This is a genomic window from Pontibacter pamirensis, from assembly GCF_010015475.1.
In the GTDB taxonomy this organism is placed as follows: Bacteria; Bacteroidota; Bacteroidia; order Cytophagales; family Hymenobacteraceae; genus Pontibacter; species Pontibacter pamirensis.
Map to the genome: position 1 here is coordinate 35,397 of NZ_SSNI01000021.1, position 15,423 is coordinate 50,819.

The window sequence follows — 15,423 nt, forward strand, 5'->3', positions numbered from 1 at the left end:
TTCGCACCAGCGTCTGTTCAACTCGTAACTCTCTAACTCAAAATCACCTGTCTATATCCGCCAGCACATAATCCATCGCTCCGAGAATAGACAGCAGATCGGCTACCGTATAGCCTTTGGTGATGTAAGGGAGCATCTGCATGTGTGGGAAAGAGGGAGTGCGGATGCGCACCCGGTAGGGTGAGGTGTTCCCGTCGCTGGTTAAGTAGTATCCGTTTGCTCCTTTGGTGGCTTCGATGCAACTCATGGCTTCGCCTGATGGTATTACGGGCCCCCAACTCACACCTAAAAAGTGTGTGATGAGGGTTTCGATGTCATGCATCGTGTGCTTTTTGATGGGAGGCGTCGTCAGCGGGTGATCTGCTTTGTAGGGGCCGACGGGCATGTTTTTCATGCACTGCTCAATAATGCGCAGGCTCTGCCGCATTTCTTCTATACGCACCAGGGCACGGTCGTAGCAGTCGCCGTTGGCGGCAGTGGGTACCTCGAAGTCAAACATTTCATAGCCGGAGTACGGCTGCTTTTTACGGAAATCCCAGGCAAAGCCGCAGGCACGCAGGTTCGGGCCAGTTACGCCCCATTCAATGGCTTCATCCAAGGTAAAGATGCCGATGCCTTTCGTGCGGGCTTTGAAAATACTGTTTTTCATCACCATGTTGTCGTACTCCTTCAGCCGCTTCGGAAAGTAATTGATAAAGTTCTGCACCAGTGTTTCCCAACCGTTTGGCAGGTCCTGTGCCACGCCGCCAATGCGGAACCAGTTGGGGTGCATGCGTCCGCCGCAGACAGCTTCTACTATATCGAATATCTTTTCCCGGTCAGAGAACATGTAGAACACGGGTGATAGCTGCCCCACGTCCTGCGCAAAGGTGCCATACCATACGAGGTGACTGGCGATGCGGAAGAGTTCGCACATCATGATGCGGATAAACTTTACCCGTTCCGGCACCTCTATTCCTGCCAACTTCTCCACCGCCTGCAGATAAGCCATGTTGTTCATCACGCCGCCAAGGTAGTCTACTCTGTCGGTGTAGGGGAGGTAGGTGTGCCAGGTCTGGCGTTCACCCATTTTCTCGGCACCCCGGTGGTGGAAGCCAATGTCAGGGATGGCATCTACAATGTCTTCTCCATCCAGCTGCAGTACGATGCGGAGCACCCCATGCGTGCCCGGGTGCTGCGGGCCGATGTTGAGGAACATAAAGTCACTGTCGTCACTTTGCCGCGCCAGGCCCCACTCTTCCGGTTTAAACTGCAGGGCCGCCTGCTCCAAGTCAATCTTATCGTCGTAGAGCTGGAAAGGACCCATTTCGGTTGCCCGTGAAGGATGTTCCTTGCGGAGCGGATGTCCAACCCAGGTGCGGGGCATAAGGATACGGTACAGGTGCGGGTGCCCTTCAAAGCGGATACCAAACATGTCGTACACTTCGCGCTCATACCAGTTGGCGTTGGCCCACAGGCTGCTGATGCTGGGCACCAGCGGGAAATCATCTTTCAGCCCTACTTTTAAGCGGATAAAGCTGTTTCTATCAAAGGAGAGAAGGTGGTAGACCATGGTGAAAGCATAGGGCGCGTGGCCGTTTTCTTTCCTGCGGGTACGTTCATCAATGGCGGTGAGGTCGAAGAGCATGCGGTACGGCTTCGGGACATCCTGCTTCAGGAAAGCCAGCACCTCTTTTATTTTATCTACAGGCATCCAGAGGGTGAGAATCTCATCCTTTGTTGCTTGTGGTTTGAAAGTAGAAGCCTCAAACCTTTCCTGCAAATGCTGCAATATGCCGCTTTCCATTTCCATAGTAGGAAGTAATAAATGCCCGAAATACGTTAACTCATGCTACTCTTTTCTCTACTGATTATGTATGTTGAATAGATTCTGGTTTTGCCTTTGCAGGTGCTGGTGCAAACACTCGCAGGAACTGCACACGCTGCAAAGTTTATTGGCTGCTGTTGCTGTTCCGGCCGTCTTTGTCCGGAACTACACCTGCTGCGGACATACTTGCCCGCGGATTACTGTTGGCTTACCTCTACAGCTACTACACAGGGATTAGGAAATCCTCCCGAGTTAAATCCGGATTAAGAAGCCAGAAAGAGCAATACCAAGCTGAATAAGCCTAAAGCTGCTTCTACAGCATAAAATTAAACAGCCATTTCCTCTGCTGTCACAGGATCGATTATTGTTTTTACCTCACTCACTGAATTTGCCGGGAATCCACCTTGCCTGGCATGTTCTCGGACCATTTCTTCATTTGGAGAATTGTAAATACAATAGATCTTGTCACCTGTCACATAACTGTGAACCCACTGGATTTGTGGCCCCATGTTACTCAGTACTCCACAGGATGTTTGTGAAATACCTTTTAATTGTTCTGCAGACAGGTTACCAGCTCCTGGAACTTCCCGTTCAATGACATACTTAGGCATACTGATTCTTTTTTTAAAATTGATCTATTGATTCACTTCGACAGTAACACCACGCTTTCTACACCTCATCAGGTGATCTGAATTCCGTCATCTTCGCCCGCGCTTCCTGTCTTCTTTCCTTCACATCTATTTTGTCAGGCTTAATCACGCCCTGTTCACCTATTGTCCAGCTGAGCGGCCTTTTCTCTTTTCCAACAGACTCAGCCAGCAGCATCAGACCTTCCATAAAAGCATCGGGTCGGGGAGGGCAGCCTGGCACGTATACATCTACTGGCAAGAATTTATCCACCCCCTGCACCACACTGTAAATGTCGTACATGCCGCCAGAGTTCGCGCAGGACCCCATGGAGATAACCCATTTGGGCTCCATCATCTGCTCATGCAGCCGCTTGATGATGGGTGCCATTTTTATAAAAACGGTGCCTGCTATGATCATCACGTCAGCTTCACGGGGTGTACCCCGTATTACTTCTGCCCCGAAGCGCGCCACATCATATTTTGGAGTCATGCTGGTGGCCATTTCCACAAAACAGCAGGACAGCCCGAAGTGAAAGGGCCACATAGAGTTTTTCCTGCCCCACGCTACCAGGTCCTGCACTGTCGTCAGCATAATGCTTTGCTGAATGTTATCTTCAAACGAGCCTGTGCCTTTCACTGTAGAGGCAGGTGCATCGGGTTTACTTAGCCACCATTTCATATCGAATCGGTTTTGGTGTTGCGCTGACTCGTATAGTGTCAGCGTATTGTTTTTGATGCTTGCAAAGAAAAAATTGTAATTCGGGCAGCCAAATTTATAGGTTCATTGCTGAGTCATGTACCCATAAAAAGCAGCTACTTGTTTTGAAAACACTGTTCCTTGCTCAAGTATTAAGACCAAAGTATGCCCGCACCGTGTCAGGTGTTTGGCAACAGTCTTATTTTATCTAAAATAAATTCTTCGTATGTTTTGTGTTAAGAAGATGGTCTGTGGCTCATCTTTTTATAGGCGGCCAGAATCTTTCTGCCGTTAGGCCCGAAATCCAATGCCCCGTTCCGCCACTCATACACCAGTACAATGGCCAGTAACCCTATAAATACCAGCACACCAATGTAGCCGTACCAGCCTAACTCCCGGAATGCAATGGCCCAAGATAGTATGAATATTGTTTCGACGTCGAAGATGACAAAAAGCATTGCTACGAGGTAAAACTGCGAGGAGAAGCGCATACGCGCCGTTCCCGCACTCAGAATCCCTCCTTCGTACGGCTCACCCGTGGCACGCTCATTATGATGCTGGCCTAACACATAGGAAAGGCCGAGGATAATAGCTACCAGGCTCAATACAATGGCGCCATAAACCAGCAGCGGCCACAGTAGGGTCGCGTTTTCATTTGAGGTATACACATCTTGTCCGCCTCCTTGCGGAAAATTTGTTGATGTTTTTAATACCAAGAAAAAAGAATAATCCTGCTACTGGGCTTTGGTTATACCTGGCCCGCTATGTAATGCTCAAGATTATCGATAATGAATTTCTGCTCCTCTATTATGTATTTCACTATATCGCCGATAGAAATAAGGCCGACTAGTTTCGTTTCTTCCATAACAGGCAAATGGCGAATGAACTTCTGGGTCATGAGTTTCATGCAATCTTCCACTGTTTCGTTGGGCGTTACAGTAAGAGGATGCTCACTCATGATTTCTTTGATAAGGGTTTCTTTGGAGGCTTTACCCTTAAGGATGACTTTTCGGGCATAGTCTCTTTCCGTGAAGATGCCGACGAAATTACCTTGGTCCATTACTAACAAGGCTCCCACATTTTTTTCAACCATCAGCTCCAGGGCGCTGAAAACAGTAGCGTTTGGATCTACAGAAAGAATGTCGTGTCCTTTTTGCTGTAAAATATGTCTGACTGTCCCCATGATTTCCTCCTTTTGTTTTAGGTAATTGGGCTGTTTGAATAATTTAAATCAATATACGATTATTTAAATAGTTATGGTCAAAAAAAACAAAAAAAAGTAAAGTGTAAAGTGTTTGATTTACACCACCTTAAGAATAATAGGATAAATGTTTCGGATTATAAGCTGGGAACAGTATTGCTGTTAAAACATTATGATTCTGTGTTTTATGAATTATATTGCTTCTGTTCTTATAATAGGACTCTTTAATAGTGTATTTTGTATAAAAATAAGTTTAAATTTGCCTTTAAGGTAAAAGGTGCTAACCTTAGAACAGGTGGCTTCTGATTATAGATAAAAGAAAGTTTATGGGAGGTGTACCATCAAATTAATCGCAGAAAAGTGTTAGCAACTAGTTTAAAACTGTTGATTAAGCGCAGCGCTGCAGAGAAATTTGTATGGTTCTTTATGTCTGAACCAAAGGCAACTGGGAGTTTAAGAGCACGATGGCACGCTGCCTGAGCTATGAGCAGCTGGCAGAAAGGAGAAGCGGCGCCAAGTCATGTTTCAACTTGCCTTGGTGCTGTTGAAAGTTAAGGTCTAATACGCCCTCAAGCCAGAAACCTGATCGCACTTCAACCTATCAAGTAAGGGCGCCTATGGCTATCTCTGAAGGGCTGTTAATTTTTTTGGCAGAAGGCCTGAAAGCTTCCCGAAGAATGCGTGTTGCGTAGCAGTGCAGAGTACTGTCACTTTTGCCGCAGTATACTTTGTTTATAGGTACGCCACGCGTGTTGCTGAGCAGAGTAGCGGATGCTACTGCCTCTGCTACGTCCTGTACCGACAGGTCAAGCCCTTTTATAGAGGCATATTCCTGGATAGTATAATAATAACACATAGGCGTATATGTATATTTATGACTTGTTGAAGGGCTTACGGATCTTGTACAGAAAAGATATATTATATTTCGTATTCTTTTCAGACAGGATTCGCAGGATGAATAATACTTTGTCTGTATGCCCACGTATAGGGTGAGCGTTCTGGAAGGCGGGAGGTGCTTAATTTTAAAGTACTGCGGCTACCGTACTATTTTCACAACATCATACGCTACATGATAATATGCTAAAAAAGAACCTACTGATACTTGTGTTTATGATGTGGTCCTTTGTTGCTCCTGCGCAACAGCAACTGGATGTGCAGGGGCATCGGGGAGCCCGGGGACTAATGCCTGAAAATACTATTCCGGCAATGAAAAAGGCGCTGGATTATGGTGTGACCACACTTGAGCTAGATGTATGTATAAGCAAAGACGAACTGCCGCTTGTATCGCATGAGCCTTATTTCTCAGCTGCTATTACCCTTACGCCTGAAGGAAATGCTATTCCTGAGGCAGAAGAAAAAAATTACAATCTTTATGAAATGACTTATAATGAGATCCGGAAGTATGACGTAGGCAGCAAACCGCACCCAGACTTTCCTGAGCAGCAAAAGATGGTAGCTTATAAGCCTTTGTTAGCAGAGTTGATTGACAGCGTGGAACGCTATGCGGCCAGCAGGAACATGCAGCCACCACACTATAATATAGAGATAAAAGCAACTCCGGAAGGGGATCGGGTGTATCACCCCGAGCCGGAAGAATTTGTTGCCTTAGTCATGCAGGTGGTGCAGGAGAAGGGGATACAGGAACGCTTAATTTTACAATCCTTCGACCCAAGGATTCTGGAGCAGGTTCACAACACGCACCCGAACATACCTATAGCTTTCCTGGTTAGTAACCTGAAAGGCTTGGAAGATAACCTGCAGCGCCTGAGCTTTCAGCCTGCCGTTTACAGCCCTTATCATAAGCTAGTGAACAATAAAACAATTAAGGCCTGCCATCAAAAAGGTATGAGAATAATACCCTGGACAATGAACAATAAGACCCGGATACGCCAGCTGGTGCGCATGGGAGTAGATGGCATTATAACGGATTATCCTGACAGGGTTGAAGTACCTGTTAATTGACCTAAGGTTTGAGGAAGGTTGCTGTGCTTGTGCAATCATTTATCGAAGCGTTGCGACCTTATTTGAAATTGCCTGTATTAAAGTGGGACGCGACTCTTTGCCTTGTCTAGTTCTTCCTCATTGGTTAAATCCAGCCGGAGCGGTGTAATAGAAACATAGCCTTGATCCACAGCCCAGCGATCAGTACCTTCTTCGGTTTCTTCAACCGGTTTCACGGTAAACCAGTAGTGCTCGCGACCCATCGGGTCGGTGCCCGGTACAACTTTACCATCATAGTGCCGCAAAGACTGACGCGTCCAACGAATGCCCTTTGCATCAACAGGTATGTTAACGTTAAGAAGCGAGAGGTCTTTTTCTGGCAGTAACAGCTCCAGCGATTTTTGCACATAAGGTTTGATGGTACTAAAGTCCGGCTCGTCGCGGGTGACAGGCGTACTGAAAGCAATGCCCCGGCAACCAAACAACACTGCCTGCTTCGCAGCTGCTAGTGTTCCCGAATGCCAGGCTGAATTTCCCAGGTTTGTTCCCAAGTTTATCCCAGACAGCACCACATCTACCTTTTGGTCCCAATGAAAAAGACCAAGCGCAACGCAATCAGCAGGAGTGCCATTTACACGGTATGCCTCAAAATCCGCTATTGGAGTGCGCCGGTACGTTAAAGGGCGCGAAGCGGTGATGGCATGCCCCATCGAAGACTGCTCCACATCCGGAGCCACAATTCTTACTTCGCCAAATTGAGAAGCCGCCTCAGCCAGCGCTAAAATGCCTGGGCTGTAAATTCCGTCGTCATTTGCAATTAAAATACGCATACAAGATTCCCTTTGATCGTAAACCCTATTTCCGACTTAAGCTGAAGTAGCTTTTGCCTGAATTTCAACTGTACACTTTTAGCATACTCAATTATGGCGACCTGTGTTACCTTGTTCCACAATCCTACAGCGGGGTTAGAAAATCACTCAAAAGAGGAGCTGCTCCAGGCGCTTCATGAAAAGGGATGTCAAACTACCTATGTAGATACGAAGAGCGACGATTTTGCCAAGAACCTCAATGAGCCAGGCGAAGTGGTGGTGATAGCAGGAGGAGACGGTACTGTGGCTAAAATTGTGAAGCACCTGCTTCACAGGGACATTCCGATAGGTTTGCTGCCCCTGGGCACGGCTAATAACATTGCCAGCAGTCTGGGTATAGCAGGGGCTGCGGCAGACATCATTGGAAAGTGGGATTTATTAAAGAAGAAGCCTTATGATGTAGGCGTGGTGACCGGACCAGACGGAGAGAGCATTTTTCTTGAATCCGCAGGGTTTGGAATTTTTCCTCAACTTATCAGCCAGCACAGCAAAGACCAGAGCGAAAAGAAAAGCCGGGAAGAAGAAATGGAGAGTGCCTTACAGCATGAGCAGGAAATTCTCCGTAATATAGAGTCTCATTTCTGTACACTGGATGTAGAGGAGGAGCAGCTTTCGGGCAACTATTTACTGGTGGAGATCATGAACATCCGGCTCGCCGGCCCCAACATGGATCTGGCACCTGAAGCCGATCCCGGTGACGGTCTGCTGGATGTCATACTGGTTCGGGAAGATGAGCGTGAGGAGTTTGAAGCATACATTGCCAACTGCTTGCGGGGCAAAGGCAATACAGAAAGATGGCAGGTGCGGCGCACAAAAGAACTTCAGGTAAAGTGGAGCAGCAAGCATTACCATGTAGATGACGAAGTACATGAAAGTGAGGCTCCCCTTAGCGTAGGTATTCGCATCATACCTGGTGGGCTAGAGTTTCTGGTGCCTTAATGAGTTTTAAAAGAAGTACAGAACTTCCTGATAAATTTTCTGTTAATTAGAACTTAAAAAGAACTGCATTTTTACCTTTGTTACACGCACTATTTATTTGAACAAATAGTCAAAGACAATACTTGCTTATACCCTTAATCTATATGTCAATCACCATCATAACACAGGGAAAAGATTTAACTCCCTGGGTTAATGCACTAAAAGAGAAAAGACCAGAACTGAATGTCCGGATTTATCCGGAAGACACGAACAGAGAGGATGTCGAATTTGCGTTGGCCTGGAACCACCCCATAGGCGCGTTTAAGAAGTACCCTAACCTGAAGTGTATTTCTTCTATGGGAGCCGGAGTGGACCACATTCTAAAAGACCCTGAACTGCCCGAAGCAGCCATTATCACAAGAATAACTGACCCTAACCTGGCAAAGGACATGGCAGAATTTACGATTGCGCTTGTCATGAACCACGTACGCGGCTTGTCATCCTTTAAAATTGCAGAACAGAAGCAGTTATGGAAGCCAACGGGGTACCTGAGAACTGAAGATGTTACTGTTGGCGTAATGGGAGTGGGGGTATTAGGAACTCATGTCGCCAGACAGTTAAATAAAATCGGGTTTAAAGTGAATGGCTGGGCAAGTACGGCAAAGGAGCTCGAAAATGTGGAGGTGTATGTGGGCCAGAATGGGCTCAATGCCTTTCTGGCAGCCTCCGATATTCTCATCTGCCTACTTCCATTAACAAAGGAGACAGCCAATATACTCAACAAAGATACTTTCAGAAAATTGCCAGAGGGCGCTTTTATCATAAATGTAGCAAGAGGCGAGCATCTTGTAGAGCAGGATTTAATTGAAATGATTGATGAAGGGCATTTGTCGGGAGCAAGCCTGGATGTGTTCAGAGAAGAGCCTTTGCCAAAACAACATCCGTTCTGGGAGCACCCGAAAATAAATATTACACCGCACATTGCCAGTATCACGAATCCGGCAACAGCTGTTTCCCAAATACTCGATAACTACGACAGGCTTAAAAATAACGAGCCTTTAACCGGTACCGTTTCACTAACAAAAGGATATTAATATGAGCGCTTTCCATTATGCTTTCAAGGTAAAAGACATTGCTTCCACGCGCAGGTTCTATGTAGATATCATGGGCTGCGCAGAAGGAAGAAGCACCGAACGCTGGATTGATTTTGACTTTTTCGGCAATCAGCTTTCAGCGCACATCAGTCTAAATATACCGGATCCGGATTATTGTGGTACCGTGGATGGCGTAAGTGTACCAATTCCTCACTTCGGATGCATACTGGAGTACGAGCAGTTTCATGAAGTACAGGAACGTTTGACAAAGCATGGCATAGAATTTATTGTGAAGCCGCAAACGCGCTACGAAGGACAGAAAGGAGAGCAGCTGACGATGTTTATACTGGACCTGAGCGGAAACCCGATTGAGTTCAAAGCCTTCCGAAACAAAGATGAGGTGTTTGCTTCTTAGTGAGGAGCATGTACGTTAGGATAAGTAGCTACCTGAGATTAGCGAACTTTGAGCTTCCTTAATGCACACCTTGCGGTGAAAATAAGCGAAGGTGGTGTTCCGGCAGGCACTATTTGGCTTTCCCTTATTTTACTTTATTCTAAATTACTTCGAAACAACCAGTTAACGAAACAAGAAACCGCGGATTGGGAGTATAATAGAATACAGAAGAATGTGAAATCTAAATTTTAAAGTTATGGAAGCAACCTGCAATCACTGCACCCATTGGGAGCAAGATCAAAAAAAAATAGAGATGCAAAGCAAAGACTTTGGCGTTTGTGATGAACTTACCGGACAGCATGCCATGGATCCTGCTTATGTACTGCCTCTGGTGCATGAGGGACCTGCAAATGACTCTAAGCCAAAGCAGTTCGAAATGATAACCGGTGCCACTTTTGGCTGTAACCATTTCAGCGAGCGCAGAAACTGGGTGAGATAATGCCTGTGGTTTTATAATATGAACGCAGAAACTGGGTGAGATAATGCCTGTGGTTTTATAATATGATTTAGCCTAATCTTACTTCTACTTTTCACGCATATAATAAAGGTGTGGCTAGTAGGAGACTGAAAAGGAAAAGAAGTAAATCAGGAAGCCGTTTGCTGTAAAAAGCAAGCGGCTTTTTTTGCGCCGCTGTAAGAAATGCCGCTTCTCTTGAAGCGAAATCCCTTAGTTATGCTTTCTTAAAACTTGATGCTATACTTTCCTGTCATTAAAGCATCTATCACTTTAGCCACTTCAGCAGGATTCATTTTTTCTACCAGATATGCCTGCTTGTCATTTTTACCGGGGATCCACTTGTTGCTCCCATCTGCAGCCACCACAATGTATCCCTCTTTATTAAGGTCCCAATAATCATTTGATTGAGAAACAGCATATAAGACTGACGCCTGGTCCCAACTCTGCCTTCCTTCAAAATTATTGTAGAGCTGATAAGCCCGCCAGACCGGACTCTTGTTTGAAAGTGACTTCTGTAAGTAATCTCCTCCGGTTATAATTTTATCTCCAATTTCCCAACCGGCAAACACCACCTGGCCAGGCCATTTTTCTACACTTGTTTTGGTGGATGCCGGGTCAGGGCGATAAAAGTTAGCTTCTTTGCCTTCCGGATATACACCTCCCATACAGGACCACAGCTTTACTTTCTTTTTGATCAGGTCCAGGCCTGAGAGCTTGCTATGCTGGTCTGGTTTGGATTCAATCAGGTTCTGCAGATTTGTTAAGTGGCCAACCGTAATAATGACGACACTGGAATCGGGCTGTGAGGTTAGAAGCTTACGGTATAAAGCTGTCGCATCCTCTGCCTCGTTGTAGGAGGTGAGGCTGTGGGGGAATTCCTGGCTTAGCTGCCTCGTGTATTTTGAGTTGTCCCGGAGCGGGTAACCCTTAAGCGCACCAATAGGAATGTCAGGACGGCCAAAATAATGGTTGATGGCATCCGTACACATCGGTGCGTATTTATCTTCGCTGGTTACTATTATACCTAGAATTTCCACTGCATCATGGTCGGCAAAGGTATGCAGCATTGCCAGTGCACCCACATCGTCTACATCGGAATCTATATCAGTATCAAATATTACTTTAACTGGTGACTGCGCATATACTACAGTAGTAGCTGTACTGATAGTCATGATTAACAGTAGTCGGAGAATGTTCTTCATTTGATGTTGAGGTATGACAATAGCACAAATCAAAAATGTAGGGAGAAATACGCTATAGAATTAACAGATACAGGGATCAAGATAACAGAAAAAATACAAAAGACCAGCGGAAGCATGATTATGCAAGGTACATAATGGCCACCCCGTTAAAACTGCCTGTTGAAAGATGCAGTTCCCGTTCCTTCTCTGGAGCTAAGCGCTTGTATGCAGCAGGTTACTGTTAAACACAGTCGTCTGACATCCATAGGGGAGTATACAGGGTAGAAACAAAAATGCCAGCCGCTAAAAATCGTGGCTGGCATTCTGACTATTTCTGATGTTGACTATCGGCTCAGGATCTTACTGTCCACGTCAAAGGTTAAGGTTCCCCGGCCGGGTTTTCCATCATCTGAAATACCTTCGGCAACAACCCTATAAGTAGTGTTGCGATCTGCGGTATAGAACGTCACTGTTGCTTTTCCGTTAGCATCCGTTGTTACGTTGGGGTTCCAGTAGATGGTGCTGCGCAGGTCAGGTTCGTTTCTGTCTTTACTTTGCCGGTCGTGGCGCGGACTGTAAAACGCTCTGACTTTGCTATAGCCGCTGGCCTCGTGCACAATAATGTAAGTGCCAGGCTCAACCTCCACTTCCTCCTCGCCACCACGGTTGGTGAAAAAGGCGATAACTCCTCCAGAGGCTCTTCCGCCATAAATACTGGCGTTAGCGGCATTTTTTAATATCTCAATCCGGCTGATGTCGAGTTGGTTCAGGCTTGTAAGGGAGTTTTCTGAAACTGGCACACCATCTATTAAATAAAGTGGTGGTGTCTGTTGCCCCCGAATGCTGGCCCGGAACTGGTTCTGGCCGGAACGATAAACCTGCAGCCCTGCTACCCGCCCCTGAAGGCTTTCAAGAATGTTACCGGAAGGCGCCATAGGCAACTCTCTTCGGGTTAAAACAACATCCGCTTTCTGGTGTAGCGAGAACGGCTTGTAAATATCTTCTTCTCCCTGAATGCTAACTTCTGGAAGAAGTATACCTCTTAATGTATAAGTCTCGCTTATATCTGCTGCTGAAGCAATCAGCTGGTTGCTGGCCTGTAAAAATGCCTGCTTTGTATCAGCCGAAGGAGCATCTGCCTGCGGTGCATGAGAAGCAGGCATCTGCGGTATGTAACTGTCCTCATCCATTACAACCTGTAGGTGCTTGCGTCTTCCCCTGGCATCCGTACCCTGTATTACAACCTCCACATCACCTATAAAGTCGAAGCCCCTGAAGGCGAACTCTCCTTGTTGATTGGTTTCAGTGGTGATAAAAGCCTGGTGCTGCCCCTGCACGTACAGTAACACTTCTCCGTTTGCAACAGGCTTGCCTCTATTTGTCAACAGCTTGCCGCTGATAGTTAGGTCTTCGTCACCTGTATACTTTATTTCAGGAAAGGAGCCTGCTGCAGCTGCTTCCCAACTGAACCTGCGCCAGCCCTGTGTCATGAGCAGGTGCTGCAGCTCCTTTTTTCTTTGTGTATCGTTGTTCTCAAAATAGTAACCGGGCTGCTCTACATGGCCACGCAGGTCGGATGTCAGAAGTAAATAGCTCTTGATGCCCACACCATATTCGTTATGCTTTACCAATTCATCATCTGTTACGGCCAGCGAGAAGTCTGTGGCGACAGGCTTTCCGTCCTTGCCTTTCGCTTCTAACTGCAAGGTCACGCGCTCCCTTCCGGCATAAGTTTCCTTGTTTGCAGTAACAGTTACATCAAGATTGTCCTGCTGATCCACGAACACCAGTCGTTCGGCCAGAGCCTCTCCGTTAGTACGGGCTAAGTGAAAGCGGGCAATACCCGTAGGGAAATCAGCTTTTGGTATTGCCTGACGATACGTTTTTCCTGGTTGCAATGTAAAGGTCTGGGAATATTGTAAAGCATCCTGACTGATGCCGGTTAGCACCAAAGGCTCCTGCTCGTTTACATTACTTGACACCACCACGTTAATCATATTCTCGTCGGATACTTCATCTATCCTAAGCACATAACCTGTTGCCTGTGCCGCTGGTAACGCGTAATTCTGGCTTTCGCCAGCGCTTGTTTTTATGCGGGCAAAATAACGGCGTCCCGCCCGGGGCAACAGCTCGAAGGCTCCCATTCCCAGGTGCGTATCCGTAAAATCTGTGATCTTCTGGCCCTGATCATCGAACACACTCCCCGAAACAGCTACTCCTGTTCCCGCAGGGCCTGTCGCTTTAAAGGCTACACGGTTCGTAAGCCCCTGTACCAAATCACCCCCTTCAGGGAAGAACTGGTAGTCAATATCCTGTGAAACTGCAGCAGTTTCCTCTGTACCGTTAGTGTCAGGCCCAAGCACCCGGATGGTTTTGTGGAAGAAAGTCTTTTCTCCAAAATTGCGCATCCATTGGGTATATGCAGAAAGACTATAGGTTCCTTCCGGTAAGTTGCGGGGCAGTACAATGTCACCTGCTGCTTTCCCGCTTTTTGTTTTCAGCATAAGGCGGTGAACAGGTTTGTTTTCAGCGTCAAGCAAATCAACGTAAAGCACATCACTTTTAGCAGAGGGGCGAAGCGTAGCGGCATCTACTACATATCCTTTCAGCCATATGGACTGACCTGGCGCGTAATAAGGCTTATCTGTCTGCACATACACCTTCTCTGGTGCATACTGCGCACGAAAGGTGTTCAGGTAAGACGTCAGTCTACTTGGTAAGTCCGTTTGCGGACTGACAAATGCCAAGGATGCCAATAGTAAAGCGGGCAAAATGTATATGGAATATCTATGTTTAGTCGGCTTCATATCTTGTAGAATTTATATTCGCTTTTGGCTTATTATATTCTGTATAATTATACAAAAACCATTCCTGAAAATGTTTTATGAGCTTTTATGCTATAAGGTTTCAGTTGTATAGGAGTAGAGGGAATTAGATAAATATAAAATGGCGAACGGGTGTTAGCGGTGTTTCAAAAGCGACTTTAAGTATAGGTATTATAACCCAAGGCATGCAGCAGATGAGGCAGGATTAGATGCAGCTATGTATGTTGAGTTTGCTCTTGTTTCCGAAACTTCTCACCACTAGATAATATTTTGTTTCTCTAATATTGTAATTGAATTTTATTTATTATATATTTAAATATACAAATTTAATGTTGGTTTAAAGATATAAAATCTAAATGGGGTTACATTTACAGGATACAAAAGAAGGGGAGGTTAAAAGGATTTTGGCTGCTGATGTTCTATTCGATGAGAAGCATGTCAAAAATATATAACAGAAGACAAAACACTTTCTCCCATTCGAATAATGAAATTGCTCCTTTTTATCGCATTATCCTTATTGGTAGGTCATGTTGTGGTCGTTCATCTTGCTTTTAAGGCCTTAGGAGTTTTCAGTCAATCCTCAAATCTGCCCATCTTTGAGGAAATTTATTATGCCCTATACAACCAATTTCATTTAGGCAAGGAAGGAAACATTTCTACCTATTTTTCAACTTTCAATTTAGCTTTAGCTTCCATTTTGTGTTATGTAATTCACAGCACCGGCAAAAAAGCTACCTATCACTGGTTGCACCTTAGTCTTTTGTTTGTATTTCTGTCAGTAGATGAGTCGGCGCAGCTTCATGAAACGTTTGGGGGCTTAGCAGGAAGTGAATTTAATTCTTATCTGGAAGAAGTCCCGCCATTACTGAGCTGGGCATGGATGGTGCCTTACACTGTGTTCACGCTGCTGATCGGGCTTTACTTTTTAAAGTTTACCTTAATGCTGCCAGGCAAAACAAGAAATCTCTTTTATCTTTCAGGTGCTATATTTGTTTTTGCCGCACTTGGCCTGGAGTTTTGCGAAGCCCATTTTGACACGTTATATGGCCCCGATAATGTAGTGAACCAATTTTTATTTCCGATCGAAGAGCTTTTAGAAATGGTTGGTGTCATTATATTCAACTACGCCTTGCTAGATTATTTGATGTTGAACAAGAAAGTTCTTCAATTCTCCTTTAAAGACAGGAAATAGAATTCCTCTTTAGCTGTTAAATTTTGTTTTTTGAGCGCCATATAGGCCTTACCATCAATTTATGACAGGGCCTATATGGCGCTCAAAAGTTTAGCCTATGGCACGGTTACCTTCCTTATCCTATCCCATAACTCTTTTTGATTCGGTTGGACAAATTA

General features: G+C 45.7%; 15 protein-coding genes. 6 read left to right on the forward strand and 9 right to left on the reverse strand.

The features are described 5' to 3' along the window. Nucleotides 1–43 precede the first annotated feature (43 nt). The 6 genes from nuoC to E1919_RS17045 all read right to left on the reverse strand — a co-directional run bounded on the left by nuoC (nucleotide 44) and on the right by E1919_RS17045 (nucleotide 5,190). Nucleotides 44–1,792, reverse strand: coding sequence for an NADH-quinone oxidoreductase subunit C/D (nuoC, locus tag E1919_RS17020; RefSeq protein ID WP_162054615.1), 1,749 nt, complete (start codon nucleotides 1,790–1,792; stop codon nucleotides 44–46). 341 nt (nucleotides 1,793–2,133) lie between these two features. After that, nucleotides 2,134–2,418 (reverse strand): DUF4242 domain-containing protein, encoded by a 285-nt coding sequence (locus E1919_RS17025; protein ID WP_162054616.1) that lies wholly within the window; start codon nucleotides 2,416–2,418, stop codon nucleotides 2,134–2,136. Nucleotides 2,419–2,476: 58 nt separating this feature from the next. Beyond that, nucleotides 2,477–3,115 carry an NADH-quinone oxidoreductase subunit B gene (locus tag E1919_RS17030; RefSeq protein ID WP_162054617.1) on the reverse strand — a complete coding sequence of 213 codons (639 nt, stop codon included), beginning with the start codon at nucleotides 3,113–3,115 and terminating at the stop codon, nucleotides 2,477–2,479. A gap of 254 nt (nucleotides 3,116–3,369) precedes the next feature. Continuing rightward, a complete protein-coding gene (locus tag E1919_RS17035) occupies nucleotides 3,370–3,801 on the reverse strand; it encodes an NADH-quinone oxidoreductase subunit A (RefSeq protein WP_202915928.1) in 432 nt (143 codons plus the stop codon). Nucleotides 3,802–3,881: 80 nt separating this feature from the next. Next, nucleotides 3,882–4,316: a CBS domain-containing protein gene (locus E1919_RS17040; RefSeq protein ID WP_162054618.1), complete on the reverse strand. Its 435-nt coding sequence runs from the start codon at nucleotides 4,314–4,316 to the stop codon at nucleotides 3,882–3,884. 619 nt (nucleotides 4,317–4,935) lie between these two features. After that, nucleotides 4,936–5,190 (reverse strand): hypothetical protein, encoded by a 255-nt coding sequence (locus tag E1919_RS17045; RefSeq protein ID WP_162054619.1) that lies wholly within the window; start codon nucleotides 5,188–5,190, stop codon nucleotides 4,936–4,938. Nucleotides 5,191–5,411: 221 nt separating this feature from the next. Between E1919_RS17045 and E1919_RS17050 the strand changes: the two genes are divergently transcribed. Beyond that, complete coding sequence (locus E1919_RS17050) at nucleotides 5,412–6,296, forward strand: glycerophosphodiester phosphodiesterase (protein WP_162054620.1); 885 nt, start codon at nucleotides 5,412–5,414, stop codon at nucleotides 6,294–6,296. Between the two features lie 77 nt (nucleotides 6,297–6,373). Here the strand turns inward: E1919_RS17050 and surE are convergent, their stop codons facing one another. After that, nucleotides 6,374–7,105, reverse strand: a complete 732-nt coding sequence (gene surE / locus E1919_RS17055) for a 5'/3'-nucleotidase SurE (protein WP_162054621.1) — start codon at nucleotides 7,103–7,105, stop codon at nucleotides 6,374–6,376. A 93-nt stretch (nucleotides 7,106–7,198) separates the two neighbouring features. Between surE and E1919_RS17060 the strand changes: the two genes are divergently transcribed. The 4 genes from E1919_RS17060 to E1919_RS17075 all read left to right on the forward strand — a co-directional run bounded on the left by E1919_RS17060 (nucleotide 7,199) and on the right by E1919_RS17075 (nucleotide 10,049). Then, on the forward strand, nucleotides 7,199–8,083 hold the full coding sequence (locus E1919_RS17060) for a diacylglycerol/lipid kinase family protein (protein ID WP_162054622.1): 885 nt from the start codon (nucleotides 7,199–7,201) through the stop codon (nucleotides 8,081–8,083). Nucleotides 8,084–8,226: 143 nt separating this feature from the next. Further along, nucleotides 8,227–9,156 (forward strand): 2-hydroxyacid dehydrogenase, encoded by a 930-nt coding sequence (locus E1919_RS17065; protein ID WP_162054623.1) that lies wholly within the window; start codon nucleotides 8,227–8,229, stop codon nucleotides 9,154–9,156. Between the two features lies 1 nt (nucleotide 9,157). Further along, nucleotides 9,158–9,571, forward strand: coding sequence for a VOC family protein (locus E1919_RS17070; RefSeq protein ID WP_162054624.1), 414 nt, complete (start codon nucleotides 9,158–9,160; stop codon nucleotides 9,569–9,571). A 292-nt stretch (nucleotides 9,572–9,863) separates the two neighbouring features. Then, nucleotides 9,864–10,049 (forward strand): hypothetical protein, encoded by a 186-nt coding sequence (locus tag E1919_RS17075; protein WP_237144552.1) that lies wholly within the window; start codon nucleotides 9,864–9,866, stop codon nucleotides 10,047–10,049. A gap of 242 nt (nucleotides 10,050–10,291) precedes the next feature. Here E1919_RS17075 and E1919_RS17080 read toward each other — a convergent pair whose 3' ends face one another. Both E1919_RS17080 and E1919_RS17085 read right to left on the reverse strand, forming a co-directional pair. Beyond that, nucleotides 10,292–11,239: a nucleoside hydrolase gene (locus E1919_RS17080; RefSeq protein WP_237144554.1), complete on the reverse strand. Its 948-nt coding sequence runs from the start codon at nucleotides 11,237–11,239 to the stop codon at nucleotides 10,292–10,294. A 353-nt stretch (nucleotides 11,240–11,592) separates the two neighbouring features. Continuing rightward, nucleotides 11,593–13,995: a TonB-dependent receptor plug domain-containing protein gene (locus E1919_RS17085; RefSeq protein ID WP_162054627.1), complete on the reverse strand. Its 2,403-nt coding sequence runs from the start codon at nucleotides 13,993–13,995 to the stop codon at nucleotides 11,593–11,595. A gap of 562 nt (nucleotides 13,996–14,557) precedes the next feature. Here E1919_RS17085 and E1919_RS17090 point away from each other — a divergent pair. Continuing rightward, a complete protein-coding gene (locus E1919_RS17090) occupies nucleotides 14,558–15,265 on the forward strand; it encodes a multidrug transporter (protein ID WP_162054628.1) in 708 nt (235 codons plus the stop codon). Nucleotides 15,266–15,423 lie beyond the last annotated feature (158 nt).